Source organism: Catenulispora sp. MAP12-49 (assembly GCF_041262705.1).
In the GTDB taxonomy this organism is placed as follows: Bacteria; Actinomycetota; Actinomycetes; order Streptomycetales; family Catenulisporaceae; genus Catenulispora.
Genome location: NZ_JBGCCP010000017.1, coordinates 78,598 through 105,591, shown reverse-complemented (window position 1 = coordinate 105,591; position 26,994 = coordinate 78,598). Strand labels below are relative to the sequence as shown.

25 protein-coding genes are annotated in these 26,994 nt (G+C 70.9%); 21 read left to right on the top strand and 4 right to left on the bottom strand.

Translation table 11 applies throughout. The features are described 5' to 3' along the window. Positions 1-39: 39 nt before the first annotated feature. Positions 40-342 (bottom strand): ferredoxin, encoded by a 303-nt coding sequence (locus ABIA35_RS27995; protein ID WP_370341712.1) that lies wholly within the window; start codon positions 340-342, stop codon positions 40-42. 329 nt (positions 343-671) lie between these two features. Between ABIA35_RS27995 and arc the strand changes: the two genes are divergently transcribed. The 11 genes from arc to ABIA35_RS27940 all read left to right on the top strand — a co-directional run bounded on the left by arc (position 672) and on the right by ABIA35_RS27940 (position 10,800). Continuing rightward, the gene (gene arc, locus ABIA35_RS27990) at positions 672-2,456 is read left to right on the top strand and encodes a proteasome ATPase (RefSeq protein ID WP_370359871.1); all 1,785 of its coding nucleotides are present in this window, start codon (positions 672-674) and stop codon (positions 2,454-2,456) included. A 151-nt stretch (positions 2,457-2,607) separates the two neighbouring features. Next, a complete protein-coding gene (locus ABIA35_RS27985; protein WP_370341708.1) occupies positions 2,608-2,835 on the top strand; it encodes a hypothetical protein in 228 nt (75 codons plus the stop codon). Further along, entirely contained in the window at positions 2,822-3,127 is a 306-nt protein-coding gene (locus ABIA35_RS27980) for a type II toxin-antitoxin system PemK/MazF family toxin (RefSeq protein WP_370359870.1), read from the top strand. The genes ABIA35_RS27985 and ABIA35_RS27980 overlap by 14 nt, the downstream gene beginning before the upstream one ends. 138 nt (positions 3,128-3,265) lie before the next feature. Then, positions 3,266-4,777 (top strand): depupylase/deamidase Dop, encoded by a 1,512-nt coding sequence (gene dop / locus ABIA35_RS27975; RefSeq protein WP_370341706.1) that lies wholly within the window; start codon positions 3,266-3,268, stop codon positions 4,775-4,777. Positions 4,778-4,948: 171 nt separating this feature from the next. Next, positions 4,949-5,158, top strand: coding sequence for a ubiquitin-like protein Pup (locus ABIA35_RS27970; protein ID WP_370341705.1), 210 nt, complete (start codon positions 4,949-4,951; stop codon positions 5,156-5,158). Between the two features lie 74 nt (positions 5,159-5,232). Next, on the top strand, positions 5,233-6,093 hold the full coding sequence (gene prcB, locus ABIA35_RS27965) for a proteasome subunit beta (protein ID WP_370341704.1): 861 nt from the start codon (positions 5,233-5,235) through the stop codon (positions 6,091-6,093). Positions 6,094-6,159: 66 nt separating this feature from the next. Beyond that, entirely contained in the window at positions 6,160-7,002 is an 843-nt protein-coding gene (gene prcA / locus ABIA35_RS27960; protein WP_370341702.1) for a proteasome subunit alpha, read from the top strand. Between the two features lie 71 nt (positions 7,003-7,073). Then, complete coding sequence (gene pafA, locus ABIA35_RS27955) at positions 7,074-8,435, top strand: Pup--protein ligase (RefSeq protein ID WP_370341700.1); 1,362 nt, start codon at positions 7,074-7,076, stop codon at positions 8,433-8,435. 127 nt (positions 8,436-8,562) lie between these two features. Beyond that, complete coding sequence (locus tag ABIA35_RS27950) at positions 8,563-9,561, top strand: FKBP-type peptidyl-prolyl cis-trans isomerase (protein WP_370341699.1); 999 nt, start codon at positions 8,563-8,565, stop codon at positions 9,559-9,561. 92 nt (positions 9,562-9,653) lie between these two features. Then, a complete protein-coding gene (locus tag ABIA35_RS27945; protein ID WP_370341697.1) occupies positions 9,654-10,028 on the top strand; it encodes an FKBP-type peptidyl-prolyl cis-trans isomerase in 375 nt (124 codons plus the stop codon). A 142-nt stretch (positions 10,029-10,170) separates the two neighbouring features. Further along, complete coding sequence (locus ABIA35_RS27940; RefSeq protein WP_370341696.1) at positions 10,171-10,800, top strand: LysE family translocator; 630 nt, start codon at positions 10,171-10,173, stop codon at positions 10,798-10,800. A gap of 35 nt (positions 10,801-10,835) precedes the next feature. Here the strand turns inward: ABIA35_RS27940 and ABIA35_RS27935 are convergent, their stop codons facing one another. Beyond that, positions 10,836-11,381 (bottom strand): anti-sigma factor, encoded by a 546-nt coding sequence (locus tag ABIA35_RS27935; RefSeq protein WP_370359869.1) that lies wholly within the window; start codon positions 11,379-11,381, stop codon positions 10,836-10,838. 27 nt (positions 11,382-11,408) lie between these two features. Next, complete coding sequence (locus ABIA35_RS27930; RefSeq protein ID WP_370359868.1) at positions 11,409-12,494, bottom strand: DUF3866 family protein; 1,086 nt, start codon at positions 12,492-12,494, stop codon at positions 11,409-11,411. A 142-nt stretch (positions 12,495-12,636) separates the two neighbouring features. Here ABIA35_RS27930 and ABIA35_RS27925 point away from each other — a divergent pair, with 142 nt between their 5' ends. The 8 genes from ABIA35_RS27925 to ABIA35_RS27890 all read left to right on the top strand — a co-directional run bounded on the left by ABIA35_RS27925 (position 12,637) and on the right by ABIA35_RS27890 (position 21,103). Next, positions 12,637-13,761 carry a helix-turn-helix transcriptional regulator gene (locus ABIA35_RS27925; RefSeq protein ID WP_370359866.1) on the top strand — a complete coding sequence of 375 codons (1,125 nt, stop codon included), beginning with the start codon at positions 12,637-12,639 and terminating at the stop codon, positions 13,759-13,761. Beyond that, the gene (locus ABIA35_RS27920; RefSeq protein WP_370341691.1) at positions 13,758-14,729 is read left to right on the top strand and encodes a helix-turn-helix transcriptional regulator; all 972 of its coding nucleotides are present in this window, start codon (positions 13,758-13,760) and stop codon (positions 14,727-14,729) included. Before ABIA35_RS27925 ends, ABIA35_RS27920 begins: the two co-directional genes overlap by 4 nt. After that, positions 14,726-15,520 carry a zinc ribbon domain-containing protein gene (locus ABIA35_RS27915; RefSeq protein ID WP_370359864.1) on the top strand — a complete coding sequence of 265 codons (795 nt, stop codon included), beginning with the start codon at positions 14,726-14,728 and terminating at the stop codon, positions 15,518-15,520. Before ABIA35_RS27920 ends, ABIA35_RS27915 begins: the two co-directional genes overlap by 4 nt. An 8-nt stretch (positions 15,521-15,528) precedes the next feature. After that, complete coding sequence (locus ABIA35_RS27910; protein WP_370341689.1) at positions 15,529-15,738, top strand: hypothetical protein; 210 nt, start codon at positions 15,529-15,531, stop codon at positions 15,736-15,738. A 75-nt stretch (positions 15,739-15,813) separates the two neighbouring features. Further along, positions 15,814-16,038, top strand: a complete 225-nt coding sequence (locus ABIA35_RS27905; RefSeq protein ID WP_370341688.1) for a translocase — start codon at positions 15,814-15,816, stop codon at positions 16,036-16,038. A 16-nt stretch (positions 16,039-16,054) separates the two neighbouring features. Then, complete coding sequence (gene tatC / locus ABIA35_RS27900; RefSeq protein WP_370341687.1) at positions 16,055-17,032, top strand: twin-arginine translocase subunit TatC; 978 nt, start codon at positions 16,055-16,057, stop codon at positions 17,030-17,032. 90 nt (positions 17,033-17,122) lie between these two features. Further along, positions 17,123-18,085 carry a diacylglycerol kinase gene (locus tag ABIA35_RS27895; protein ID WP_370341686.1) on the top strand — a complete coding sequence of 321 codons (963 nt, stop codon included), beginning with the start codon at positions 17,123-17,125 and terminating at the stop codon, positions 18,083-18,085. Between the two features lie 147 nt (positions 18,086-18,232). Further along, positions 18,233-21,103 carry a DEAD/DEAH box helicase gene (locus ABIA35_RS27890; protein WP_370341684.1) on the top strand — a complete coding sequence of 957 codons (2,871 nt, stop codon included), beginning with the start codon at positions 18,233-18,235 and terminating at the stop codon, positions 21,101-21,103. 119 nt (positions 21,104-21,222) lie between these two features. Here the strand turns inward: ABIA35_RS27890 and ABIA35_RS27885 are convergent, their stop codons facing one another. Continuing rightward, a complete protein-coding gene (locus ABIA35_RS27885) occupies positions 21,223-22,143 on the bottom strand; it encodes a 5'-3' exonuclease H3TH domain-containing protein (RefSeq protein ID WP_370359917.1) in 921 nt (306 codons plus the stop codon). 251 nt (positions 22,144-22,394) lie between these two features. Here ABIA35_RS27885 and ABIA35_RS27880 point away from each other — a divergent pair, with 251 nt between their 5' ends. Beyond that, a complete protein-coding gene (locus ABIA35_RS27880) occupies positions 22,395-23,597 on the top strand; it encodes an ABC transporter substrate-binding protein (RefSeq protein ID WP_370341683.1) in 1,203 nt (400 codons plus the stop codon). Continuing rightward, positions 23,594-26,986 (top strand): ATP-binding protein, encoded by a 3,393-nt coding sequence (locus ABIA35_RS27875; RefSeq protein WP_370359863.1) that lies wholly within the window; start codon positions 23,594-23,596, stop codon positions 26,984-26,986. Before ABIA35_RS27880 ends, ABIA35_RS27875 begins: the two co-directional genes overlap by 4 nt. Positions 26,987-26,994 lie beyond the last annotated feature (8 nt).

The following is a 26,994-nucleotide window of genomic DNA, read 5'->3' as shown; positions in this document are numbered from 1 at the left end:
TGGGGCGGAACCCGTCTCCCGCCGTCCGGCCCGCTCTTGTCACGCCCCGTCGGCGTCCGGACCGGCCACGACCACCCCGTCAGCCGCCCGCCGGACGTGGATGCAGTCCCCGGGACACTCCTTGGCCGAGTCGATGACGGCCAGCACCAGATCGGCCGGGACCGGCACGCGGGCCTCGGCGCCGGTGCGCAAATCGGCGTCCGGTCCGTCCTTCACGTAGGCGACACCGTCGATGTCGAGTTCGAACACGTCCGGCGCATACTGCGCGCAGATGCCGTCGCCGGTGCACAGATCGTGATCGATCCATACCTCGAGTGCATCCGTGTCAGTGGTGACGGTCATATTCGAGACGCTATCAAGCCGGTTCGGCGAACCTTCCGGCCCCCTCGCACGTTGATCGATTGTCCTCGACAAAGCACCAGCAGTGGGCAAGGATCGGGATCACAACTCCGGGCCGGCGCCACATAACCAGCCGAGTGAGGGGGAATCGTCATGACGACAGGCCTTGTTGTTCGAACGAGGAGCACCCGAGTTCCGGATCCGCGGGGGATGCCGCTCCCGGTCTCGGTCGCAACTGCACAACATTCAGCGGTTTCAAGAACGCTTCCGCTAGGCAGGACAGCAGCAAGGAAGTTCTTGAGCATCGCAGCTTCCGGCGGGAGGTGAGGACCGTGCCAGCACACGACGACGACATCCGCGAGGGCGCCGGCCGCTCGGCGCGCGGGTCGGATGACCTCGCTGCCCAGGTCACGTACCTGGAGCAGGAGATCGCCGTCCTGCGGCGCCGGCTCCGCGACGCCGCGGACGCCCCACGGGGCGGCCGGGCCGTGGAGGAGCGGATCAACGAGTTGCAGGCCACTGTGGCCGGGCTCACGAGCCAGAACGAACGGCTGGTGGCGACGCTGCGAGAAGCGCGCGACCAGATCGTGGCGTTGAAGGAGGAGATCGACCGCCTCGCGCAGCCGCCGAGCGGTTTCGGGGTGTTCCTGGAGGACGCCGGCGAGGGCAACGCCGACATCTTCACCGGCGGCCGCAAGATGCGGGTGTCGGTGAGCCCCTCCATCGAACCCGGCTCGCTGCGCCCCGGCCAGGAGGTGATGCTGAACGAGGCGCTCAATGTCGTCGCCGCGTTCGGCTTCGAGAGCGTGGGCGAGATCGTCAGCCTCAAGGAGATCCTGGAGGACGGCACCCGCGCCCTGGTCACCGGCCGGACCGACGAGGAGCACGTGGTCCGCCTGGGCCAGCCGCTGCTGGAGTCCGGCGTCAAGCTGCGTCCGGGCGACGCGCTCCTGATGGAGCCGCGCAGCGGCTACGTCTACGAGGTCATCCCCAAGTCCGAGGTCGAAGACCTCGTGCTGGAGGAGGTCCCGGACATCTCCTACCTGGAGATCGGCGGCCTGGACGGGCAGATCGAGCTGATCCGGGACGCCGTCGAGCTCCCGTATCTGCACCCTGACCTGTTCAAGGAGCACCAGCTGCGCCCGCCCAAGGGCGTGCTGCTGTACGGGCCTCCCGGCTGCGGCAAGACCCTGATCGCCAAGGCGGTGGCCAACTCGCTGGCCAAGAAGGTCGCCGAGGTGACCGGCTCGGACAACGTGAAGAGCTACTTCCTCAACATCAAGGGCCCTGAGCTGCTCAACAAGTACGTCGGCGAGACCGAGCGGCACATCCGCCTGGTCTTCCAGCGGGCGCGCGAGAAGGCCAGCGAGGGCGCCCCGGTCATCGTGTTCTTCGACGAGATGGACTCGCTGTTCCGCACCCGCGGCAGCGGTATCAGCTCCGACGTGGAGAACACGATCGTCCCGCAGCTGCTCTCGGAGATCGACGGCGTCGAGGGCCTGGAGAACGTCATCGTCATCGGCGCCTCCAACCGCGAGGACATGATCGACCCGGCGATCCTGCGCCCGGGCCGGCTGGACGTGAAGATCAAGATCGAGCGTCCGGACGCCGAGGCGGCCAAGGACATCTTCAGCAAGTACGTCACCCCCCAACTGCCCCTGCACGCCGAGGACCTGGCCGAGCACAGCGGCGACCGGCAGGCCACGGTGTCGGCGATGATCCAGGCCACGGTCGAGCGGATGTACAGCGAGATCGACGAGAACCGGTTCCTGGAGGTCACCTACGCCAACGGCGACAAGGAAGTCATGTACTTCCGCGACTTCAACTCCGGCGCGATGATCCAGAACATCGTCGACCGCGCGAAGAAGACCGCGATCAAGGACTTCCTGGACCACAAGCAGAAGGGCCTGCGCGTCTCCCACCTGCTCGGCGCCTGCGTCGACGAGTTCAAGGAGAACGAGGACCTGCCGAACACGACCAACCCCGACGACTGGGCCCGCATCTCCGGCAAGAAGGGCGAGCGCATCGTCTTCATCCGCACCCTGGTCACCGGCAAGCGCGGTGGCGACACCGGCCGGTCGATCGACACGATCGCCAGCACCGGCCAGTACCTGTAGCAGCCGGCAAGGCCTGTCCGCCGCCCGCGCGCCGTCTTCAAGACGGCGCGCGGGCGGCGCGTGCTTTGTGGCGGCGCGTTATTGCCTCGGCGGCGCGGCGAGGCGTTGCGGATCCGCGTCTCGTACCATTTCTCATGGTATTCTCCGTACCATGCCGAAGCTTGACGTCAGCGTGAAGGCGGAGACCATAGAGGCTTCCCGGGCCGCGGCCGAGGCCGCCGGGATGAACCTGTCCAACTGGACGGACAAGGTCCTCGCGGAGGCGGCTTGGCGGCAGCGGTTCAGTCGCTCGGCCGAGCGGGAGCGTCGGCTGGGCGTCACGCCTGAGTGGTTGGCGCAGCACAAGAACGGCATCGAGGAGCAGCGTGCGGCAGGGTGAGGTCTGGGAGCGCGGCGACCGGCCGACTCTGGCTCTGATCCTGTCCTCAGACCTCTACAACGAGGCCGGACCCGGCCGCGTGATCGTGTGCCCGGTGCTCCCCGGCGAGCCCGTGCCCCTGGAGGAGTTCGCCGGCGACGTCCCGATCGCCACCCCGCTGACCGGCACGGTGCTGGCCGAGCTCATCGAGTGGCTTCCGGCCTCCGGGCTCACAGCACCGCGCGGCATGCTGTCCGGGCCGGACTGGCGGCGGGTGGACCAGGTCGTCAGGGCCGTGCTGGGCCACCTCTGAGCGTGACGTAACCCCTCGTCCGCCCACGGTTCATTGATCACCGCCCGGGTACACACACCGAGTGGCAACCCGTCATCCCAGTAAAAACCGTGCACAAGGCACTGCCACACGTCACCCCCGCGGAATAAGGTGGCCGGTATGAGCGTGTGGCGAATCATGGGCACCGAGACCGAGTACGGCATCTCCGTACCAGGAAACCCCGGCGCCAACGCGATGCTGATCTCGTCCCAGATCGTCAACTCCTACGCCGCGGCCATGCACCGGGCCCGCCGTGCGCGCTGGGACTTCGAAGAGGAGAACCCCCTGCGGGACGCCCGGGGCTTCGACCTGGCCCGGGACATCGCCGATGCCAGCCAGCTCACCGACGAGGACGCGGGCCTGGCCAACGTGATCCTCACCAACGGGGCCCGCCTGTACGTCGACCACGCGCACCCGGAGTACTCCTCGCCGGAGGTCACCAACCCGCGCGACGCGGTGATCTGGGACAAGGCCGGGGAGTGGATCATGGCCGAGGCCTCGCGCCGGGCCGCCGAGATCCCCGGGACCGCGCCGATCAACCTGTACAAGAACAACACCGACAACAAGGGCGCCTCCTACGGCTCGCATGAGAACTACCTCATGCAGCGCACCACGCCGTTCGCCGACATCGTCCGCAACCTCACCCCGTTCTTCGTCTCCCGGCAGGTGGTCACCGGCGCCGGCCGGGTCGGGATCGGGCAGGACGGCCGGGCGCACGGGTTCCAGATCTCGCAGCGGGCCGACTTCTTCGAGGTCGAGGTGGGCCTGGAGACCACGCTCAAGCGCCCGATCATCAACACCCGGGACGAGCCGCACGCCGACCCCGAGCGCTACCGCCGGCTGCACGTCATCATCGGCGACGCCAACCTGGCCGAGATCTCCATCTACCTCAAGATGGGCACCACGGCGCTGGTCCTGGCGATGATCGAGGAGCGCTTCATGTCCACCGACCTGTCGGTGGACGCGCCCGTGCGCACGCTGCACCAGGTCAGCCACGACCCGAGCCTGCGCCAGCTGGTCACGCTGCGCAGCGGCCGCAAGCTGACCGCCGTGCAGCTGCAGATGGAGTACTGCGAGCAGGCCCGCAAGTTCGTGGAGGACCGGTTCGGCTCGGACGTCGACGACGTCACCAAGGACGTGCTGGAGCGCTGGGAGTCGGTGCTCACCCGCCTGGAGTCCGATCCGATGTCGCTGTCCAGGGAGCTGGACTGGGTCGCCAAGTACGAGATCCTGCAGGGCTACCGCAAGCGCGACGGGCTGGACTGGGACTCCTCGCGCCTGGAGCTGGTCGACCTGCAGTACTCCGACGTGCGGCCGGAGAAGGGCCTGTACCAGCGCCTGGCGGCCCGCGGGCGGTTCGAGCGGATCACCACCGAGGAGCAGATCCGGCAGGCGGTGGACCACCCGCCGGAGGACACCAGGGCCTACTTCCGGGGCCGCTGCCTGGACAAGTACGCCGACTCCGTGGCCGCCGCGTCCTGGGACTCGGTGATCTTCGACGTCCCCGGTCGCGAATCCCTGCAAAGGGTGCCGACACTGGAACCGACGCGCGGAACCAAGCAGCACGTCCAAGCGTTGATCGATAGAAGCCGCACCGCGGAGGATCTGGTGCGGGCTTTGACCGAAGGCTGAGACGACTCGTTCCACATATCGGACCAGCGCCGCTTCGGCGCTGGTCCGACGAATTCCACGAACGTCATTTATTCGGTCCCCCGGGCACGAGTGGAATACCCCCGTTCGGGGGAAGTTGAAGCTAGAGTGAGGAAGATCGGCAACCTTGCCGAGGAGTGGGAGAGGGCTGAGATGGCAGCGGACGAACGCGGCGGCCAGCAGCACGCCAACCGTGACAAGCAAGAGGTCGAGGAAACCGCCCCCGAGGCGAGCAGCGACCTGCAGGAGCGTCAGGAGAAGCTCTCCGAGGACGTGGACTCCATGCTGGACGAGATCGACGAGGTGCTCGAGGCCAACTCCGAGGACTTCGTCCGGGGCTTCGTCCAGAAGGGTGGCCAGTGAGGTTCGCGATCAACTAGGGTCGCAGCACCTCAAGCTCTGTTTCGTACGAATCTTGATAGAAGGGGATTGCTGAAGTGGAATCCAACGCGGACTGGGGCACACGGGGCGGTCTGCCGCAGGCGTTCCTCACGCCGGGCATCTCCTCTTTCAGCGAGTTCTTGAAGGGCTTCGCCCCCGAGTACCTGCCGGCCGGGCGCTCCCTGCCGGCCGGGTCCTCCCTTTCCGGCGGCGACATCGCGCCGCACGGCACCACCATCGTCTCCATCACCTTCCCCGGCGGCGTGCTCCTGGCCGGCGACCGCCGGGCCACCATGGGCAACTTCATCGCCCAACGGGACATCGAGAAGGTGTTCCCGGCCGACGAGTTCTCCGCGGTCGGCATCGCCGGCAGCGCGGGCCTGGCCGTGGAGGTGGTCCGGCTGTTCCAGCTGGAGCTGGAGCACTACGAGAAGATCGAGGGCGTCACGCTCTCCACCGACGGCAAGGCCAACCGCCTGGCCACCATGATCCGCGGCAACCTCGCGATGGCGATGCAGGGCCTGGCCGTGGTCCCGCTGTTCGCCGGCTATGACGAGGAGACCGGCCAGGGCCGGATCTTCAGCTACGACGTCACCGGCGGCATGTACGAGGAGCACGACCACTACTCGGTCGGCTCGGGCTCGATGTTCGCCCGCGGTGCGCTCAAGAAGCTGTTCCGCCCGGACTTCACCGCCGAGGAGGCCGCGATCGCGGCCGTGCAGGCGCTCTACGACGCCGCCGACGACGACTCGGCCACCGGCGGCCCCGACCTGTTCCGCAAGATCTACCCGGTCGTCGCGGTGGTCACCGAGGACGGCTACCGGCGGCTGCCGGACTCCGAACTCTCCGCGCTCGTCGAGGGCATCATGGACGCCCGCCGCGCGGTTCCCGACGGACCCCGCTCCCCGCTGCGGTAACTTGCACTCCGTAGCGATCGAATCAACAGTCTTGCAGGCACCGGTCCCAGTCAGGAGTGACCCGTCGTGACGACGCCGTTCTACGTCTCGCCCGAACAGATCATGAAGGACCGGGCCGAGTATGCCCGCAAGGGCATCTCGCGTGGCCGGTCGGTGGCAGTCATCTTCTATGACAAGGGCATCCTGTTCGTCGGGGAGAACCCGTCGCGGGCCCTGCACAAGATCTCCGAGATCTACGACCGCATCGCCTTCGCCGCGGCCGGCCGGTACAACGAGTACGAGCAGCTGCGCATCGCCGGCGTCCGGCACGCCGACATGCGCGGGTACGTCTACGACCGCCGCGACGTCACCGGCCGGGCCCTGGCCAACACCTACGCCCAGGCCCTGGGCACGATGTTCAGCGAGGGCGCGGGCAAGCCCTACGAGGTGGAGCTGGCCGTGGCCGAGGTGGGCGACAAGGCCGCCGACGACCAGGGCTACCGGGTCACCTTCGACGGCCAGGTCACCGACATCCGCGGCTTCCAGGTGCTCGGCGGTGCCGCGGACGCCGTGACCCAGGTGCTGGAGTCCTCCTACGAGGAGAACGCCGCGCTGGAGACGGTGCTCAACGCCGCGGTCGAGGCCCTGGGCCGGGACGGCACCGAGCCGCGCACCCTGGCCCCCAACCAGCTGGAGGTCGCGGTCCTGGACCGCACCCGCACCCGGGTGCGCAAGTTCCGGCGGATCACCGGCCCGGCCCTGGCGGCCCTGCTCGGTGTCGACGGCGACGCCGACGGGGGCAAGGGCGGCAAGGGCGGCAAGGGCGGCGAGGACGGGGACGCCCCGGCCGAGCCGGAGCTGTCCGACAAGGACGTGCTCGGCGCCGTGGACGACCTCCTGGACGAGGACGGGACTCCTGAGGAGTCCTGACATGCGGTGGCCGGACAACGACGCAAAGGTCTGGCGCGGATTAAAGTCTTACGCGGCATAAGGTGGTCATCATGGACCGGCGGATCTTCGGACTCGAAAACGAATACGGCGTCACCTGCACGTTCCGCGGCCAGCGTCGTCTGTCCCCGGACGAGGTCGCCCGCTACCTCTTCCGCCGCGTCGTGTCCTGGGGGCGCTCCAGCAACGTCTTCCTGCGCAACGGCGCGCGGCTGTACCTGGACGTCGGCTCGCACCCGGAGTACGCCACTCCCGAGTGCGACTCCGTGCGCGAGCTGATCGTCCACGACAAGGCCGGCGAGCGGATCCTGGAGGGTCTGCTGGCCGACGCCGAGCGGCGCCTGCACGAGGAGGGCATCGCCGGCGACGTCTACCTGTTCAAGAACAACACCGACTCGGCCGGCAACTCCTACGGCTGCCACGAGAACTACCTGGTGGGCCGGCACGGGGAGTTCTCCCGCCTGGCCGACGTGCTGATCCCGTTCCTGGTCACCCGCCAGCTGATCTGCGGCGCCGGCAAGGTGCTGGCCACCCCGCGCGGCGCCGTCTACTGCGTCTCGCAGCGGGCCGAGCACATCTGGGAGGGCGTCTCAAGCGCCACCACCCGCTCCCGCCCGATCATCAACACCCGTGACGAGCCGCACGCCGACGCCGAGAAGTACCGGCGCCTGCACGTGATCGTCGGCGACTCCAACATGTCCGAGACCACGATGCTCCTGAAGGTGGGAGCCACGGACCTGGTCCTGCGCATGATCGAGGCCGGCACCACGCTGCGCGACATGACCCTGGAGAACCCGATCCGGGCCATCCGCGAGGTCAGCCACGACATGACCGGCCAGAAGAAGGTCCGTCTGGCCAACGGCCGCGAGATGAGCGCGCTGGAGATACAGGAGGAGTACTTCACCAAGGCCAGGGACTTCGCCGAGAAGCGCGGTCTGCGCACCGGCGCCGTGGACAAGATCCTGGACCTGTGGGAGCGCACCCTGACCGCGGTGTCCACCGGCGACCTGGACCTGATCTCCCGGGAGATCGACTGGGTGATCAAGTACCAGCTGATCGAGCGCTACCGCGCGAAGAACAACCTGGCGATGTCCGCCCCGCGGGTGGCGCAGCTGGACCTGGCCTACCACGACATCTCCCGCAACCGCGGGCTGTACTACCTGCTGGAGAAGCGCGGCATGGTGGAGCGGACGGCCACCGATCTGGAGATCTTCCAGGCCAAGTCGGTCCCGCCGCAGACCACCCGGGCGCGCCTGCGCGGGGAGTTCATCAAGCGGGCGCAGGAGCAGCGGCGGGACTTCACCGTCGACTGGGTGCACCTGAAGCTGAACGACCAGGCCCAGCGCACCGTGCTGTGCAAGGACCCGTTCCGGTCGGTGGACGAGCGGGTGGAGAAGCTCATCTCGTCCATGTAGCGACAACCTCGGTATTCGTCTTCTCATGGCCCGCGCCCGGCCCCCGCCGGACGCGGGCCACGCTACTGTGGTGCGGTCCCACGACGTGTGATCGTCGTATCCCCCCGCGCCGATTCGAGGTTTTCCAGTGCGCCGTCCCGTGGCCACCCGCCGGACCCAGACCACCCTCGCCGGCCTCGCCGCCGGCCTGGTGCTGCTCGCCGGGTGCTCGTCGTCGAGCAAGCCCGCCGCGCCCAAAACGCCGGCCGGCTCCACCGCGTCCACCGGCGCGCCGGTCGCCGACGCGGTCGGGGTGCGGCCGAACATCACGGTTCCGGCCGGGCAGCCCGACGGCAAGCTCGGCGTCAAGGTGAAGATCCAGGGCGACGGGCCCAAGGTCACCGACGGCAGCGTGCTGGTCCTGCAGTTCGGCGCCAAGCTCTGGCGCGACGGCTCGGACCTGGGCAGCAGCTACGACCAGGGTCAGCACCCGGCGCTGCAGGTCGAGGGCCAGAACCAGATGCTGCCGGGCTGGGAGCAGGGCCTGAAGGGCCAGGCCGCCGGCAGCCGGGTGGAGCTGGTGGTGCCGCCGGCGCTGGGCTTCGGGGCCAAGGGGACCACCGATGGCAAGATCACCATCACCGGGACCGACACCATCATCTTCGACATCGACATCATCGGCGTGTACCCCTCGGTGCAGGCCGACATCCCGGCCGGCACCGGGGTGCCGAACGACCCGACCCTGCCGAGCGTGGCCACCACCGTGGGCAAGGACGACCCGAAGGTGACCATCCCGGCCGGCAAGCAGCCGCCGACGACGGCCGTCTACAAGCCGGTGATCGTCGGCAAGGGCGCGCCGGTGAAGAAGGGCCAGACCCTGGTGGTCCAGTACGAGGGCCTCATCTGGCGCACCGGGCAGATCTTCGACTCCTCGTTCAGCAAGGGCAAGTCGCTGTTCGCCACCCAGATCGGCGTCGGCGACGTGGTGCCGGGCTGGGACGAGGGCCTGGTCGGGCAGACCGTCGGCTCGCGGGTGCTGCTGGTCGTGCCGCCGGACAAGGGGTACGGCGCGCAGGGCCAGCCCGACGCCGGGATCCAGGGCACCGACACCATGGTGTTCGTCGTGGACATCCTCGACGCCCGCTAGGACTCCTTCGGCGCCACCGTCGGGTGGCGCCGAAGACGCCCTGATAGCGTAACGAGGAGTCCATCACCGACAGGATTGGGAACAGCTAGCCCATGAGTCTTGACAAGCCTGAGATCGACTTCCCCGACTTCGAGGTCCCCGCGGACCTGGTGATCGAGGACATCACCGTCGGCACCGGCGAGGAAGCCAAGGCCGGCCAGCAGGTCACGGTGCACTACGCCGGCGTGTCCTACTCCACCGGCGAGGAGTTCGACGCCTCCTGGAACCGCGGCCAGCCCTTCAGCTTCCCGCTGGGCGGCGGCCGGGTCATCGCCGGCTGGGACCGCGGCGTGGCCGGCATGAAGGTCGGCGGCCGGCGCAAGCTGGTCATCCCGCCGCACCTGGCCTACGGCGACCGCAGCCCGAGCCCGCTGATCAAGCCGGGCGAGACGCTGATCTTCGTCGTCGACCTGCTCGGCGTCAGCTGACCCGGCCAGGCGCTCCGCCTTCGATGGCCGTCCCGGGATCCGGGACGGCCATCGGCGTTTTGCGGGCCAATCCGCGACCGGTGGCCCGATACACCCCCATCGACCTGCCGCGCGACCGCGATCCCGTGGCAGCATCGGCGGTATGCCTGTCGCGTCCTTCGCCGCCTTGCTGACCGTCTGGACCCTGGCCCTGCTGATCCCGGGCCCCGACTTCCTCGCCGTCTCCCACGCCTCGGTCGCGCGCTCGCGCCGCGACGCGGTCTTCGTGGGCCTGGGCGTCGCCTCCGCGATGGCGGTCTGGGCCACGACCAGCCTGGTCGGCCTGACCGTGCTGCTGGTCAGGTTCCAGCCGGTGTTCGAGGCGGTGCGGGTGGCCGGTGCGGCCTATCTGCTGTGGCTGGCCTTCCAGCTCCTGCGCTCGGCGGCGCGCCGCAAGCTGCACGGACCGGCCGCCGGCGTCGTGGGAGTCCGCCCGCGCAGTGCCCTCTCGGCCTTCCGCGCAGGCTTCCTGTGCAACATCGGCAACCCGAAGGCCGCCGTCTTCTTCTCCAGCGTCTTCGCCGCGCTGCTCCCGCCGCACGTGGACTGGGAGTACCGGACCGCGATCGGCGTGGCGATCCCCGCGGTCGGCGTCGCGTGGTACGTGCTCGTGGCGTGCTTGTTCTCCGCCAAGCGGATCGCGGCCGCCTACGCGCGGGCCCGCCGGGTCGTCGACGCGGTGACCGGGACGTTGTTCGCGATCCTGGCCGGCGACCTGCTGATCACCGAATAGCGCGCGGCGGGCCCGGGCGACCGGGCCCGGGGCGGCTATCCCAGCGTCAGCTCGGCGATCGGCGCCCCCGACAGCGTGGACACGCCGCCGGAGGGCTCGACCGAGACCGCCAGCGAGGCCGCCGCGGTCGGGAGCCAGACCACGACCATGTCGTTCTGCGGCCCGTCGAAGCGCGAGGTCCCGGCCTCCTTCGCCGGCTGGCCGGCGCCGGTGCGGTACCAGAACTCGTAGGTCTTGCCGTGACCGAGCGAGGGCAGGTCGTGGCCGGTGATCGCGAACCGGTGCAGCTTGGCGGAGTAGAACGCGGTCACCGAGCCGCCGCCGGCCGCCGGCTGCTCCGAGGTCTGCAGGCCCGGCGTGCCCAGCAGGAACGCGACCGCCTTCTCGTTCGCCTCCGCCGACATCTGCCGGTCGTGGACGCGCAGCGTCGTCCAGGCGAACGCCGCGGCCGCCAGGCCGAACACGACGCAGCTCAGGATCAGGACGGGCACCGCCCGGAGCTTGCGCTCGGTCGGGGTCACGATGTGCTCGTGCTCTCCGTGCTCCGCGGCGGCGTTGACTTCTTCGACGCCCTCTTCCACGACCAACGTCCCTCCCGGATCTCGGTCTCAAGTGTGAAGCATCCCATAGTGCTGACTGCCGCCGACAGACGCCAGTCGACCCGCGCAGGCCGAGGCGAGGAATGCCGCGTAATCCTGATCCAGACCGCGGCCCATGGTGCTCAGCTTCACCGGGGAGGAACGCAAAGCGGAATCCAGTCCGTCGACGGATACGGAGACGACTGTGTGCCGCGCCGCTAACTCCGCAGTCTGTGAAGCCACTCCGTGCCAGAAGACATCGTCCACGTCCGGCAGCGCTACTTCGGCGCGCGCCAAGGCGACCTTTCCATAGGCGGTGAGGCTGTGGTGGCTCAGTCCGTGGTGGCGCTCGCGGGCGTCTCCGGACGAAACCCTTAGCGCCGCGACCGGCAGTCCTCCGAGTACCGCCACCGCATTAATGGCTTCTCCGCACGCCACCCCCGAGAACCCCCACTCGGTCCCGGTGCCGAGGTTGCCGGGGCCTTGCGTGACGACGGCGATGTCCGCCTTCAGTACGTGGCGCGCCGCAAGGAGCCCACTGTGTACGGTCACGCACTCCAGATCCCCGCCGAACGCCTGTCCGACGGTGACCGTGCCCGCCGTCAGCCACCCGGCGCCCCGCAGCCCGTCAACCGCCCGCGAGAACCACAGCGGGAGTGCGCCTCCGTCGGTCATCACATAGGCGACGCGCGCATCGGGACGCTCCGCGCGGATGCCGGCAAGGACCGCCGGCAATGCGGAATGCAGATCGGCCACCACCACCGGCATCCCGTCCAAGGACGATGCGTTCGCCAGCTCCGGGTAGCGTTCCTCGGCTCCATCTACAACGGTCTGCAGCGGCGTATAGCGCGCCTTCACCATGTGTCCCTCTAGAGGAGCGTCCTCAGGGAGCCGGGACGGGATCGCCACGACCAGCGCATAGCCTCCGGTCCCGAGTCCCAACTCGAGAGCCGCGACGGAGACCAGCACCTCGTCGCCGACCTCCGGACGTCCGACCAGCTCCGGATAAGCGAGGGCACGGAACATTCGTCCATCTGCGGCCGTTACATCTATCTCCAGAGAACCGCGCCATGCGCGGCCTACAGCTGCAACCACACCGCGCCGCCACTGGATCACCCGCCCCACGCTACCGGCACAGTGGCACCCGTTAGCCCACCAGTCTTCACCCGTTCGTGTTCGCCAATGTGTACGACGCTGCGCCACCCCTCCGTTTAGCGCTACCGTTCACGCGTACCCGAGTAGTTGTAGGAGAACCTCGATGCCCGCCACGAAGACCGAGCGGTTGGTGAACCTGGTCATCTGCCTGCTCGCGTCCAAGCAGTACGTGACCAAGGAGCGCTTGCGCGCCACGTTGGAGCCGTATCGGGAGTGCCCGACGGACGATGCTTTCGAGCGTATGTTCGAGCGGGACAAGGACGAGCTCCGCGAGATGGGCATCCCCCTGGAGACCGGTACCAACAGCGCGCTGTTCGAGGACGAGATCGGCTACCGGATCCCCAAGGACTCCTACAACCTGCCCGAGATCCGTCTGGAGCGCGACGAGGCGGCCGTGCTCGGCGTCGCCGCGCGCTTCTGGCAGCAGGCGGTGCTGGCCTCCGACGCCTCCTCGGCGCTGCTCAAGCTCAAGAGCGCGGGCATCGAGGTCGGGGACATCAGCCAGTCCGGCATCGAGCCCCGGGTGCGGACCGAGACCAGTGCCTTCGAGCCGTTGCTGCAGGCCATCTGCGACCGGCGCCCGGTGTCCTTCGGCTACCGCAAGTCCGGCGAGGTGGACCCGGCCGAGCGCAAGGTCGAGCCGTGGGCCATCGACTCCTGGCGCGGGCACTGGTACCTGGCCGGGTACGACCGGGCCCGCGGCGCCGACCGGATGTTCCGGCTGGACCGGATCGTCGGCGAGGTGGTGCTGCTGGCCGGGCACCTGACCGAGCCGGTGCCCGACGACATGGACGTGCACGCCAAGGTCGCCGACTTCGCCTGGAAGCAGAACCGCAACGTCGGCACCGCCCGGCTGCGGCTGAAGGCCGACACCGGCTTCCTGCTGCGCCGCCGGGCCACCGAGTGCGAGCCGGAGCTGCTCGACGGCGAGCCGACCGGCTGGGACGTGCTGACCGTGCCGCGCAACACCGGCATGGCCGGCTGGCTCGCCGAGTTCGGCCCCGACGTGCAGGTCCTGGAACCCCCGGAGCTGCGCGCCGCGGTGATCAACCGGCTGCGCGCGGCCGTGACCGGCAACGCGCTGGCGGCGAGCGACGAGATGACACACCCGGGCGTCCGGGTCGGCGCCCAGGCCGGCGCCGAACGGTCCGAGCGCACCGAAGGCACCGAACGCACCGAACGCACCGAACGCTCCGACACCGGCGAGATGACGGGAGCAGCCCGATGAGCGGCGCCGCGGCGCAGGTCCGCCGGCTGTTGAACCTGGTGCCCTACCTGCTGGAGCACGAGGGCGCGAAGCTGACCGAGGTGGCCGGCGAGTTCAACGTCTCCGAGAAGCAGCTGCGCAAGGACCTGGAGACGCTGTGGATGTGCGGGTTGCCCGGCGGTCTGCCGGACGACCTGATGGAGGCCCACATCGGCGAGGGCGGCACCATCCACCTGGAGAACGCCGAGGCCATCGTGCGCCCGCTGCGCTTCTCGGTCCGCGAGGCGGTGGCCCTGCTGGTCGCCCTGCGCGCGCTGGCGCAGCTGCCCGGAGTCGCCGACCGCGACGCCCTGCTGCGCGCCATCGCCAAGCTGGAGGAGGCGGCCGGCGAGCGCGGCGCGGAGGCCTCCCAGCGCGTGACCGTCGCCTTCGAGGCGCGCGCCACCGTCCTGGACCGCATCCGCCAGGCCCTGGACACCGGCCGCCGCCTGCGCCTGGAGTACTTCGTCCCGTCCCGCGACCAGGTCACCGAGCGCGACGTGGACCCGATGCGCGTGATCCTCTCCGACGGCCACGCCTACCTGGAGGGCTGGTGCCGCCGCAGCGAGGCGGTCCGCGTCTTCCGCCTGTCGCGCATAGTGGCCATCGACGTCCTGGACATCGCCGCCGAGATCCCGGAGTCCGCCGAACCGCAGGACCTCGACGACGGCGTCCTCCGCCCGGCCGCGGACGACCCCCTGGTCACCCTGGAGGTCACCCGCCACGCCCGCTGGGTCGCCGAGAACTACCCGAACGAAGGCGTGGAGGAACTCCCCGAAGGCGGCCTCCGCATCGCCCTGCGAGCCCCCGACCAGGGCCGCATCCTGCGCCTGGTCCTCCGCCTCGGAGCCGACGGCCGCATAGTGGACCCCCCGGCCCTGGCCGACCAGGTCCGCAAGAGCGCCGCCGAGGCGCTGGCCCTGTACGGCGACACCGAGGTCCCGGCGTGAGCGAAGCGGGCGACCCGCCCGACACGCGCGACACGAGCGACTGGTTCGGCGGCCGCTCGGCACCGGAATCAGAACCGGAATCAGAACCGGAAGCAGAATCGGAAGCAGAATCGGCACCGGCGTCGGACCCCGGATCGGCGCCGCGCGCGCCCCGACCGGTCGCCGAGGCCTTCGGGCACCTGCCGCGGCCGGCCGAGGCGGCGGCGGGGGAGTCGGACTGGTTCGACGCGGGGGCCGAGCAGGCGGATGGCGGTGAGGAGCCCGGCGCTGTCGGCGCGCCCGCCGCATTGCGCGAGGTGTCGGCTGCCAGCCCGCTCGCCGAGCCTGCTGCCGCGAGCGCGCCCGCCGAAGCCGCCGAGCCTGCCGCCGTCGAGCCTGCTGCCGCCCCCGCCCCCGCCCCCGAACCCGACGGCCGCGTCCGTCTCCGGGCCCTGACCGGCGGCCTGGCAGACCTCTCCGACGCGCTGGCTGCGATCGGTGTCGAATCCGTCGCGGTCCGTAACGCCGACAGCTCCGGGCCGGCGCGCCCGGCACCGGCCCCGCCGTCCGAGGCCCCCGCCGTCGCCGACTTCCGGGTGCGGTGTCCGGATTGCGGACCTCAGTACGTTGCCGTCTCCGACCTGCGTTTCGTCGAGACCGGCGACGGGGCCGAGGCCAATCGCTACCTGTTCACCTGCCCCGCGTGCGGGGCCCGGGTGCGGCGGCCGGCCGGGCCGGAGTTGGCCGCGATTCTGAAATCCTCCGGGGTGGCCACCCTGGCCCTGCGTCGCGGGCCCGGCCAGGCTCTATAGTTTCTGGCATGTACTGGGTCCTGCTGATCGCGATCACCGCCGTCCTCGCCCTGGTGATCACCGCCGCCTTCGGCCTGCGGGTGTTCGCCGCGGCCAAGGGGCTGATCCGGGAGCTGAAGACGACCACCACCGTTCTGAACGACGCGAGTCAGACATTGCGCGGTGTTCAGGAAATGGAGGGCGTCAAGGCGATGCGGGCACGGGCCCAGCACGATTAGTCTTCGCATCGTGCCCGTGTACGTGTCCGTGACGCCCGCCCGCCGGGGGCTCGTCGCAGTGAAGGGGGTCGGCCCGTGTTCGAGAGGCTGATCGAGATCGGTTTGATCGTGCTGGTCGCGTGGGCGCTGTTCGGGCGCAACCGGCTGCCCGATTCGGTGCGCAACGTCCGCAAGTCGGCGCGGATCATGAAGTCCGAGATGCAGGCCGCCGCGGACGACGTGGAGCTGCCCGAGGCCAAGGTGATCCCCGGCTCGATCGTCGACGGCGGCGCCCAGCGCGCCGACAACGCCCAGAACTGAACGGACCCCCGACACCATGACCACGCAGGCCAGCGCCAACGGGACCCGGCCCAAGGGCAAGAGCAAGCCGCCGAAGATCGTCAAGGTCCCCAAGGACCCCGAGGGGCGGATGCCGCTCGGCGACCACATCCGCGAGCTGCGCACCCGGCTGTTCCGCGCCTCGGTGGCCATCGCGCTCGGCGCGGTGGTCGGCTGGCTGCTCCACACCTGGGCCATCAACCTGCTGTCCGACCCGATCTGCCACATCAAGAGCGTGCACGGCATCGGCGGCACGGTGTACGACCCCGCCGCCCCGTGCCCCAACCACGCGCTGTCGGTCACCGGGCCGACCTCGGGCCTGGCGATCAGCCTCAAGGTCTCGCTGATGTTCGGCATGCTGCTGTCCAGCCCGGTGTGGCTGTACCAGCTGTGGGCGTTCATCGCGCCGGGCCTGCACCGGAACGAGAAGAAGTACTCCCTGGGCTTCGTCGCCGCCGGCGTGCCGCTGTTCGTCGCCGGCGCGTGGCTGTGCTTCTTCATCTTCCCCACGGTGATGAGCGTCCTGCTGGGCTTCAATCCGGACACCACCGTCACCAACGTGCCGTTCGAGCAGTTCGTCAGCTTCTTCCTGCGGATGGTGCTGATCTTCGGGGCCTCCTTCGAGGTTCCGCTGATCGTCGTCGCCCTGAACTTCGCGGGCGTGCTGTCCGCCGTACGCCTGAAGAAGTCCTGGCGCTACGTCACCTTCGGCATCTTCATCTTCGCCGCCGCCGCGGTCCCCACCGGCGAGCCGCTGGGCATGACCGCCCTGGCCGCGCCGATGTGTCTGCTCTACTACAGCGCCATCGGCATCGCGGTCCTGAACGACAAGCGCCGCGCCGCCCGCGCCGCCGCGGCCTACGTCTCCCCGGATGAGGCCTCCGACCTCGACCTGAGCCCGGTCCCGGTCGAGCAGGCGCGCCCCGTGGAGCAGGTCCGGCGCAGCTTCGACGACGACTACGACGACCTCACCTGAGGCAGCGCGGCGACGACCGGCGACGACCCGCGATAACGCGCCGGTCACGCCGCCATGACGCGGGAGGGCGCGCGCTGCTAACGTCTGCGCGTGCCGAGCAGTCTCAACCAACACAGACCCGACCACGTCGTCGCCTTGATCAACCCCACGTCCGCCAAGGGCGCGGGGGCCGAGGCCGGCCGGCGCGCCGTCGCCGCGCTGCGCGCCGCCGGGATCCAGGTGACCGACATCGTCGGCCGCGACGCCTTCGACGGCGAACAGCGTGCCGCCGACGCCCTGCTGAAGGACCCCGACGCCGCGCTGGTCGTGGTCGGCGGCGACGGCATGGTCTCGGCCGGGCTGCGGCTGCTGACCGCCGAGCCCGAGCGCGTCCTCGGCGTCATCCCGGCGGGTACCGGCAACGACACCGCGCGCAGCCTGGGCATCCCGCTGAAGGACCCGGAGGCCGCGGCCCAAGTGATCGCCGCCGGCCAGGTCGGCGAGATCGACCTCGGCGAGGCCACGGTCGGCACCGGCACCTCCGCCGAGGTGGTCCGCCGCTTCGCCACCGTGCTGGCCTGCGGCCTGGACTCCAAGGTCAACGACCGCGCCAACCAGATGAGCTGGCCGCGCGGCAAGCGCCGCTACGACCTGGCGATGCTGCTGGAGCTGCCGCGCTTCAAGGCGCCGGCCTTCCGGATCGTGCTGGACGGCACGAGCGTGGACGCCGAGTGCATGCTGGTCGCGGTCGGCAACGGCCCCTCCTACGGCGGCGGCATGCTGGTCTGCCCCGAGGCGCGCATGGACGACGGCCGCTTCCAGCTCACCGCGGTCCGCAGGATCTCCAAGCCGACGCTGCTGACGATCTTCCCCAAGGTCTTCTCCGGCCGGCACGTGAACCACCCCAAGGTGGACGTCCACCACGCGGCCGAGGTCGAGCTGCACGCCGAGAACGTCAGCTGCTGGGCCGACGGCGAGCGGATCGGCGCGCTGCCGGTGACGCTGCGGACGCTGCCGGGCGCGCTGCGGGTGTTCCGGCCGGCCCCGGCGACCCAGGTGCCCTCCGCCGCCTGAACGACTTGAGCCACCTGCGCCGCGAGTCCCGCGGAACAGGAACGCGAGCCCCGCGGAACAGGAACGCCAGACCTGCGGGGACAGCACCGAAAGGGCCTCCCCGCAAACCTGAGGCGCAGCGATCAAGCTTGAGGTTAGGGTGGAGGCATGTCATCGCCCGCTGAGCCCCTGCGGGCTCCCGATGTGCCTGCCCTCTCCGAGTTCCAGCGCTTCCGCGGCGGCTACGACTTCGATCTCGACGGGTTCCAGATCGAGGGCTGCCGAGCGCTGGAGGCCGGGGACAGCGTCCTGGTCGCCGCCCCGACCGGGTCGGGCAAGACCGTCGTGGGGGAGTTCGCCGTCCACCTCGCCCTCGCGCAGGGCGTCAAATGCTTCTACACCACCCCGATCAAGGCGCTGTCCAACCAGAAGTACTCCGACCTGGTGGCCCGGCACGGCGCCGCCAACGTCGGCCTGCTGACCGGCGACAACACGGTCAACGGCGAGGCCTCGATCGTCGTGATGACGACCGAGGTCCTGCGCAACATGCTCTACGCCGGCTCCGGGACGCTGTCCGGGCTCGGCTACGTCGTCATGGACGAGGTCCACTACCTCGCCGACCGCTTCCGCGGCGCGGTCTGGGAAGAGGTCATCATCCACCTGCCGGAGTCGGTGCGCCTGGTGGCGCTGTCGGCGACGGTGTCGAACGTCGAGGAGTTCGCCGGCTGGCTGCGCACCGTGCGCGGCGACACCAAGTCCATCGTCTGGGAGCACCGTCCGGTGCCGTTGTGGCAGCACGTGCTGTCCGGCCGGCGGATGTTCGACCTGTTCGCCAACGGCGCCGACGGCGAGGCGATGCCCGGGGCCAACGGCCAGGGCGGCATCTCCGCGGCCCGCGAGCTGCGCGTCAACCCCGAGTTGGTGCGGCTGAACCGCGAAAGCTCGGAGTCGGGGTTTTCGAGTGGCAGAGTCAAGCGGGGCGGCCCGCGCGGCGGCGGGGGCGCGGGCGGCAACCGCGGCCAGCGCGGCCGGAACCAGCGCCGCGGCCGCGGCGGCTGGGTGCCCAGCCGCGTGGACGTCATCGAGAAGCTGGACACCGAGGGCCTGCTGCCGGCCATCACCTTCATCTTCAGCCGGGCCGGCTGCGACGCGGCGGTGCAGCAGTTCCTGCACGCCGGTGTCAGGCTGCTGAACGCCGACGAGCGCGCCCGGGTCAAGGCGCACGTGCTGGAGCGGACCGGCCGGATCCCCTCGGAGGATCTCAACGTCCTGGGCTTCCACGACTGGTTCGACGGCCTGCAGCGGGGCGTCGCGGCCCACCACGCGGGCATGCTGCCGACGTTCAAGGAGATCGTCGAGGAGCTGTTCGTCCAGGGCCTGGTCAAGGCGGTGTTCGCGACCGAGACGCTGGCGCTGGGCATCAACATGCCGGCGCGCACCGTGGTGATGGAGGCGCTGACCAAGTGGAACGGTGAGAACCACGTCGACCTGACCGCCGGGGAGTACACGCAGCTCACCGGGCGCGCGGGCCGGCGCGGGATCGACATCGAGGGCCACGCGGTCGTGCTGTACCGGCCCGACCTGGACGTCAAGGCGCTGGCCGGGCTGGCCGGGACCCGGACCTACCCGCTGCGCAGCTCGTTCAAGCCGTCCTACAACATGGCGGTCAACCTGGTCGGCCAGTTCGGCGCCGAGCGCGCGCGCAACCTGCTGGAGACCTCCTTCGCGCAGTACCAGGCCGACCAGGCCGTGGTCGGCCTGACCCGCCAGGTGCGCAAGAACACGAACGCACTCGACGGCTACTCCGAGGCCATAACCTGCCACCTGGGCGACTTCGAGGAGTACATGGGGCTGCGCCGCCGGCTCTCCGAGCGCGAGGCCGACCTGTCGCGGCAGGGCGCTGCGAACCGCGCCGCCGCCGCGCTGGAGTCCCTGGAGAAGCTCCAGCCCGGCGACATCATCGTGGTGCCGGCCGGCAAGCGCGCCGGCGTGGCCGTGGTCCTGGACCCGGGGATACCGGCCGCCACCGCGGGCCGCCCGAAGCAGGTCACCGGCGACGGACCGCGCCCGGTGGTGCTGACGGTGGACCGGCAGGTGGTGCGGCTCTCGCTCACGGACTTCCCCAGCCCGGCCGAGGCGCTGGACCACATGCGCATCCCGAAGTCCTTCAACGCCAAGTCGCCGCAGTCCCGCAAGGACCTGGCCGCCGTCCTGCGCAGCAAGGCGGGGGACAAGGAGATCCCGCCGTATCGCAAGACCCGCTATCGCTCGGGGGCCGTCGACGACACCGAGATCAGCAATCTGCGCAAGGCGATCCGCGCGCACCCCTGCCACGGCTGCCAGGACCGCGAGGACCACGCGCGCTGGGCCGAGCGGTACCACAAGCTGGACCGCGAGACCAAGCAGCTGGAGAAGCGCGTCGCCGGGCGTACGAACAGCATCGCCAGGGTCTTCGACCGGGTCTGCGGGCTGCTGGAGCAGCTCGGGTACCTGGACGGCGACCAGGTCACGCCCATCGGCAAGCGGCTCGGGCGGCTCTACACGGAGCTGGACCTGCTGACCGCCGAGACCCTGCGCGCCGGGCTCTGGGAGGGGCTGACCCCGCCCGAGCTCGCGGCCTGCGTGTCGGCGCTGGTGTACGAGGCGCGGCGGGCCGACGACGCGGGCCCGCCCAGGCTCCCCGGAGGCGCGGTCCCCCAGACGCTCGACGAGATGGTGCGGCTGTGGGCCAAGCTGGAGGAGCTGGAGACGGACCACCATCTGGAGTTCCAGCGGGAGCCGGATCTCGGGTTCGCGCTGCCGGCCTTCCACTGGGCGTCCGGCAAGGCGCTGGAGGAGGTCCTGTGGGATGTGGAGATGCCCGCGGGCGACTTCGTGCGCTGGTGCAAGCAGCTGATCGACCTGCTGGGGCAGGTGGCCAACGCGGCCGCCGAGCTGACGGCGACCGGGGGCAGGGCGAGCACGGTGCGCACCGCCGCGCAGGAGGCCATCGACGGGCTGCGGCGCGGCGTGGTCGCCTACTCGATGATGAACAGCTGAGCGCGGATTGAGCAGCTGAGCACGAGTCGAGCAGCTGAGCGCGGGTTGAGCAGCTGAGGATGAGTTGAGCAACTGAGCGTGGGGGCTGCGGCGCAGGCGCGCCGCAGCCCGGCCGGTCTCTACCGCTCGGCCATGACCTTCGTCAGCCGGGCGACGGCGCCCTTCAGCCCGAACTTCTCCGCCAGCATCTCCGCCATGACCGCGTCCTTCGGCTCCCGGGGGAGCAGGTCGTCGTGCTCGGCGACCGGGGCGTCGCGCACCACCCGCACCACCGTCGGGGCCGCGTCCAGGTAGCCGGCGGCCTCGATGATGCGCTTGCGCTGGGCGGGCTTGAGCGCCGAGGCCGGGTCGCCGGCCGCCGCGCGGACCCCCGCCAGGTCGCCGTACTGCGAGATCAGCGCCGCCGCGGTCTTCTCACCGATGCCCGCCACCCCCGGCAGGCCGTCGCTCGGGTCGCCGCGCAGCGCCGCGAAGTCCGCGTACTCCCCGCCGGTGATGCCGTACTTCTCGCGCAGCGTGTCGTCGGTGACCACCTCGAGCTTGGTCACGCCCTTGCCGATGTTCAGGACCCGGATGCCGCGGGCGTCTTCGACCATCTGGTACAGGTCGCGGTCCATGGTCACCACGTCGACCGGGCCGTGGCCGCCGGCGCTCCAGCGCTCGGCCAGCGTCGCCAGGACGTCGTCGGCCTCGAAGCCGGGGGCTTCGGCGCGCGCGATGCCGAGCGCGTCCAGGGCCGCCTCGATCACCGGCACCTGCGGGGTCAGGATGTCCGGGACCTCCTCGACGTCCACGCCCTCCGGTGCCTCCTCCAGGACCCGGTGCGCCTTGTACGACGGGATCGCCTCCACCCGGAAGGCCGGGCGCCAGTCCGCGTCGAAGCAGGCCACCAGACGGTCCGGCTTGTAGGTGGCGATCAGGTGGCTGACGAAGTCCAGGGTGCCGCGCACTGCGTTCACCGGCATTCCGTCGGGCGAGCGGATCGTGTCGGGGACGCCGAAGAAGGCGCGGAAGTACAGCGTCGGGGTGTCGAGCACCATCAGGCGCTCCGGGTTCTTCGCCATGGACTGATCCTAGAGGTCGTCACCGACTGGCTCACCTGCCGGATCGCTCCCGCACGGATGTTTGGGCCTGGACGGGTCCAGGCCTTTTCATACGTTCGCTGATTCTCTACCGACCATACGATCGTGTAGTGTGCAGCGCGTCGCGTACGGTTGCGTGCCGTCCGTGTCCCCCCCCACGCAAGGCTCTGGCATGACAAGCGACGAGTGAGCAGAAGGCGCCCCGGTCTATGGCGATAGTGCGGTCGGCGGTCCTCGGACGCCGATACGGGTCCCTCGCGGCGCGCCTGGCCGCCGCGGTCGCCGCATTGGCGCTGGTGGCCGGCTGCTCCTCGAGCCCCGGGTCGGCGGCCGGCGGTGCCTTCGTGGCCCCGCCGATACCCACGGCCGAGCCCGGCACCTCCTCCGAGGGCGACCTCTACATGGTGGTCTGGGACGGCTACGCCGAGAACCAGTGGATCGCGCCGTTCCAGAAGCAGTCGGGGTGCACGGTGCACGCCGAAACCGCCGGCAGCTCCGACGAGATGGTCGCGGACGTGAAGTCCGGCCGCTACGACGTGGTCTCCGCCTCCGGGGACGCCAGCCTGCGGATGATAGCCAGCGGGGACGTCGCCCCCGTCGACGTCTCCAAGGTGCCCAGCTACGCGCAGATCTACCCGACGCTGAAGAACCGGCCCTGGAACTCGGCCGACGGAGTGCCCTACGGCATCCCGCAGGGCCGCGGCGCCAACGTCCTGATCTACAACAAGGCCAAGGTCAATCCCGCCCCCACCTCGCTGAGCGCGGTGTTCGCCCCCGATCCCGCGGTCGCCGGCCACGTGTCGGTCTACGACTCCCCGATCACCATCGCCGACGCCGCGGTGTACCTGATGCAGAGCCAGCCGGCGCTCGGGATCACGAACCCTTACGCGCTGGACCAGAACCAGTTCGACGCCGCCGTCGCGGTGCTGACCAAGCAGCGCGCCGCGGTCGCCGACTACTGGCCGGACACCGGCGCCCAGCAAGCGGCCTTCACCCACGGCGCGGACACCATCGGCACCGGCTGGCAGTCGGTGGTCAACGGGCTGCAGGGCAACGGGTACAAGGACATCGTCGGCGCCAAGCCGGCCGGGGGCACCACCGGGTGGTCCGACACCTGGATGGTCAGCTCCACCGCGAAGAACCTGACCTGCGCCTACAAGTGGCTCAGCTACGTCACCTCCCCGGCGGTCAACGCGCAGGTGGCCCAGTACGTCGGCGAGGCCCCGGCGAACGCGCAGGCCTGTGCACTGGTGGCGAAGTTCTGCGCCGCCTACCACGCCGCCGACGAGTCCTACTGGGCCGACGTGCACATGTGGGTCACGCCCACCGCCAAGTGCCAGGACGGCCGGACCGGCGGGTGTGTGGCCTACCCGCAGTGGGTGGCCGCCTGGAACCGGATCAAACAGCAATGACCGCACGGGGAAAGGCAGGCGGTGCGGACATGACGCAGGGCCCGGGCACCGACGTCGCCACCATCACCACCTCCACCGACGGCAGCGGCGCATCGAGCGCCGGCGCCGGCAGCGCCTCCAGCGTCTCCAGACCGGCGGTCCGCAGCCGGCTGCCGTTCCGGCGCCGCATGGACCTGCTGGTCGTGCTGCCCACCGTGGCCATGGCCGCGCTGATGACGCCGGTCGCCGTCCACGAGGTGAACGTGGCCGGCCAGTGGAACTCGGCGGCGGACTTCCTGTCCTCCTCCAAGTCCGTCAGCCAGCTGATCCAGGACCTGTCGCTGGAACGCGACAAGGCCCAGGCGGCGATGAGCGGCGACCCGGACAAGGACAAGGAGTACCAGGCCGCCATCGCGACCACCGACTCCCAGGTCGACCAGGTCACCCTGGACTTCGGGCGGCACGCCACGCCGACGCTGACCGCAGCGCTGGCCGCCGTGTCCGACCTGAGTTATGTGCGCGAGCTGCCGGCCAGCGAGGGCATGTCGCAGAACTATGTCCTGCAGGCGCACGTCCAGCAGCTGGTCGACACCGTGTACGGCGCCATCGACTCGCAGATGGTCTCGGCGCTGGACTTCGGCGGCCACGCCGCCGCCGGCGGCCCGGCCGCCTCGCTGGAGGCCGAACTGGCCGCGCTGTACTCCGGCGACATGGCCGAGAGCCAACGCGAGGCCTCCCTCACCGCCTTCGCCTCCGGCCCCACCGAGTTCAACGCCGGCGAGCAGTACGCCACCGCGCTGCGCTGGGACCAGGTCGCGCAGGTCCAGTTCGGGCTGGTGCAGCAGTCCCAGGCCGGCGCCGACCGCACCGCCATCAGCGCCCTGCTGGGCTCCCCGCAGGCCCAGGTCTTCCGGACCTACCAGGACAAGGCCGAGGCCATGTACGGCCAGGCCTTCGACGCCATCCGCGGCGTCAACGGCAACGCCGCGGTGGACCTGCAGAACATCCAGACCCTGAACGACCGCACCATGCTCACCGCGGCCTTCGAGACCGCGAGCAACAGCCGCGCCGCGGCCGAGGCGCAGATCACCGACCGCATCATCGGCCTGGCCCGGGACAACGCCCAGCAGGCGGAGATCACGGTGGCGCTGATGATCGGCGTCGGCGTGCTGGCCGCCGGGGCGCTGATGGTGCTCTCCGGACTCATCCGGCGCTCGGTGGTGCGCCCGGTGCTGGCCCTGACCCGGGCCGCCACCCGCGTGGCCCGCGCCGCCGCGGCCGACCTGGAACGGGTCACCGACGAGGACCTCGGCGAGCGCGGCGAGCTGCCGGAGTTCGAGGCCATCCCGGTGCCGACCGACGACGAGCTCGGCGACCTGGCGCTGGCGTTCAACAAGGTGCAGGAGACCGCGCTGCTGATGCTGGAGCGCCAGGTCACCATCCGGCGCAACACCGCGGAGATGTTCGGCAACGTCGGGCACCGGATCCACAACCTCACCGGGCGCCAGCTGTCGATCATCGACCAGGTGGAGCGCAGCGAGACCGACCCGGTGCTGCTGGACCGGCTGTACCGCATCGACCACCTCGCGGTGCGTCTGCAACGCGGTGCCGACAGCCTGATCCTGCTCTCCGGCGAGCGCGAGGCGAACATCTCCGGCGCGCCGATGCGGCTCACCGACGTCGTGCGCTCGGCCGTCGGCCGCGTCGAGGGCTACCAGCGCGTGGTGCTGATCGCCGAGGACGACGCCATGGTCGCGCCCTCGGCCGTCGGCGACATGACCCTGATGGTCGCCGAACTCGTGGAGAACGCGGTGTCGTTCTCCCCGGCCAGCCAGCGCGTGGAGATCGCGGTCGGGTTGTCGGCGCGCGGGTTCGTGATCGAGATCGTGGACCGCGGCATGGGCATGTCCCCGGAGCAGATGGCGCAGGAGAACGCGCGCCTGGTGCGCCGCGAGCGCCTGGACCTGGCGCCGACCCGGGTGCTGGGGCTGTTCGTGGTGGGCCGGCTGTCGGTGCGGACCGGCGCCGCGGTGGAGCTGTCGCCGACCACCGGCGGCGGGACCACCGCGCGGGTGTACGTGCCCGGATTCCTGCTGGCCGGCCCGGTCGCCGAGACGGCCGGGACCCGGGCCCCGCGCGGGGACGCCGCCGAGGCGGCCGCGAGCGGGACGCCGGCCGCGACCTCGGCGCCCGCGGCCAACGGGGTGCCCGCGCTGCCGTCGAGCCCGGCGCAGGCCCATGCTCAGGCCCTGGAGATGCGGGGCCGGCCGCCGCTCACGCCGGCGCAGCCGCTGCACGCGCCGCCGGCCGTGCCGCGCACGAACCCCGCCGCCCCGGCCTTGCCGCCCGGCGCCGAGGGTCTGCCGCGGCGGGTGCCCGGTGCCACGCAGCCTGCTGAGTCGTTCGGCCTGCCGACGGGTACGGACTTCGACGCCTACGCGACTCCGGGGACCGCTCCCGCCGGATCCGGTGCGGGCCAGACGGGCCAGACGGGCCAGACCGGCGGCCATCAGGCCCCGTCGTATCAGCCCGCTCCGACCGACCCCGCCGCGGCGAGTGCCGCGGCGAGTGCCGCGGCGAGTGCCGCGGCGAGTGCCGCGGCGAGTGCTGCGGCCGGCGCCGCGAGCGGCCTTCCGGAGTCGCCCTCGTACCAGCAGTTCGACCGGGCCGCGAACCCCGCGCAAGGCCAGTTCGCCGCGCCCTCGCCCGCATATCAGCCGATCGACCCCCAGGCGCCGGCGGGCCACCAGCTCCAGCCGTATCAGCCGCCGACCACTGGGCCGGACGGCTCGTCGCTCCAGGTGTCCGGACTCGACGCGCTCGGTCAGCCGGCCGCGCCGGACGCCCCCGGGGCCCGCTACTCGCTCGGCCCGCTGGCGCCGGTGCCGCCCGAGGGCCTCGGCCGTCGGCGCGCGCTGTCCGGCGGCGAGCCGCAGCACCTGCCGCACCAGCCCGTGCCCGAGCCCCGCCGGGAGACCGAGATGCTGCCGGTGCGCCGGCCGCCGACGGTCCCGGCCCCGCCCGGCGCACCCGCTCCGGAGGCGCCCGGAATGGTTCAGCCGCACCAGCCGGCGCCGGAGCCGCCGCGGTTCGCCGCGGGCCCGGCCCCGGCCGCTCCGCCCGGCGCCGCCCCGCCGAGCGCGACCACCCCGCAGCCCGCCGACGGGGCCCTGCCCCGCCGAGTCCGCAAGACCCCGCCCTCGCACCCGGACTGGCCGACCAGCCAGATGCCGACGGTGGCCGGGCCGGTCCCGCCGCAGGACGCGCGGGCCGTGCGGGACGCGCTGATGGAGTTCGAGGCGGGCGTGGAACGAGCGAACCGGGACAGCGCCGAACAGTTGCCGACCCGCCGGCAGGCGGCCCGCCACGCGGGCCCGACCACGCCGGAGCGGGACGGGGAAGACCAATAGGAGGACGA

What these genes read in the sequence shown, in the direction of transcription:
- ABIA35_RS27985 (WP_370341708.1), top strand. Translation starts at nt 2,608, where the DNA reads ATGCCGAAGCTTGACGTCAGCGTGAAGGCGGAGACCATAGAGGCTTCC.
- ABIA35_RS27925 (WP_370359866.1), top strand. Translation starts at nt 12,637, where the DNA reads ATGCCCGCCACGAAGACCGAGCGGTTGGTGAACCTGGTCATCTGCCTG.
- ABIA35_RS27875 (WP_370359863.1), top strand. Translation starts at nt 23,594, where the DNA reads ATGACCGCACGGGGAAAGGCAGGCGGTGCGGACATGACGCAGGGCCCG.
- ABIA35_RS27920 (WP_370341691.1), top strand. Translation starts at nt 13,758, where the DNA reads ATGAGCGGCGCCGCGGCGCAGGTCCGCCGGCTGTTGAACCTGGTGCCC.
- ABIA35_RS27910 (WP_370341689.1), top strand. Translation starts at nt 15,529, where the DNA reads ATGTACTGGGTCCTGCTGATCGCGATCACCGCCGTCCTCGCCCTGGTG.
- ABIA35_RS27940 (WP_370341696.1), top strand. Translation starts at nt 10,171, where the DNA reads ATGCCTGTCGCGTCCTTCGCCGCCTTGCTGACCGTCTGGACCCTGGCC.
- ABIA35_RS27890 (WP_370341684.1), top strand. Translation starts at nt 18,233, where the DNA reads ATGTCATCGCCCGCTGAGCCCCTGCGGGCTCCCGATGTGCCTGCCCTC.
- ABIA35_RS27945 (WP_370341697.1), top strand. Translation starts at nt 9,654, where the DNA reads ATGAGTCTTGACAAGCCTGAGATCGACTTCCCCGACTTCGAGGTCCCC.
- pafA (WP_370341700.1), top strand. Translation starts at nt 7,074, where the DNA reads ATGGACCGGCGGATCTTCGGACTCGAAAACGAATACGGCGTCACCTGC.
- ABIA35_RS27970 (WP_370341705.1), top strand. Translation starts at nt 4,949, where the DNA reads ATGGCAGCGGACGAACGCGGCGGCCAGCAGCACGCCAACCGTGACAAG.
- dop (WP_370341706.1), top strand. Translation starts at nt 3,266, where the DNA reads ATGAGCGTGTGGCGAATCATGGGCACCGAGACCGAGTACGGCATCTCC.
- ABIA35_RS27885 (WP_370359917.1), bottom strand. Translation starts at nt 22,143, where the DNA reads ATGGTGCTCGACACCCCGACGCTGTACTTCCGCGCCTTCTTCGGCGTC.
- ABIA35_RS27880 (WP_370341683.1), top strand. Translation starts at nt 22,395, where the DNA reads ATGGCGATAGTGCGGTCGGCGGTCCTCGGACGCCGATACGGGTCCCTC.
- ABIA35_RS27995 (WP_370341712.1), bottom strand. Translation starts at nt 342, where the DNA reads ATGACCGTCACCACTGACACGGATGCACTCGAGGTATGGATCGATCAC.
- tatC (WP_370341687.1), top strand. Translation starts at nt 16,055, where the DNA reads ATGACCACGCAGGCCAGCGCCAACGGGACCCGGCCCAAGGGCAAGAGC.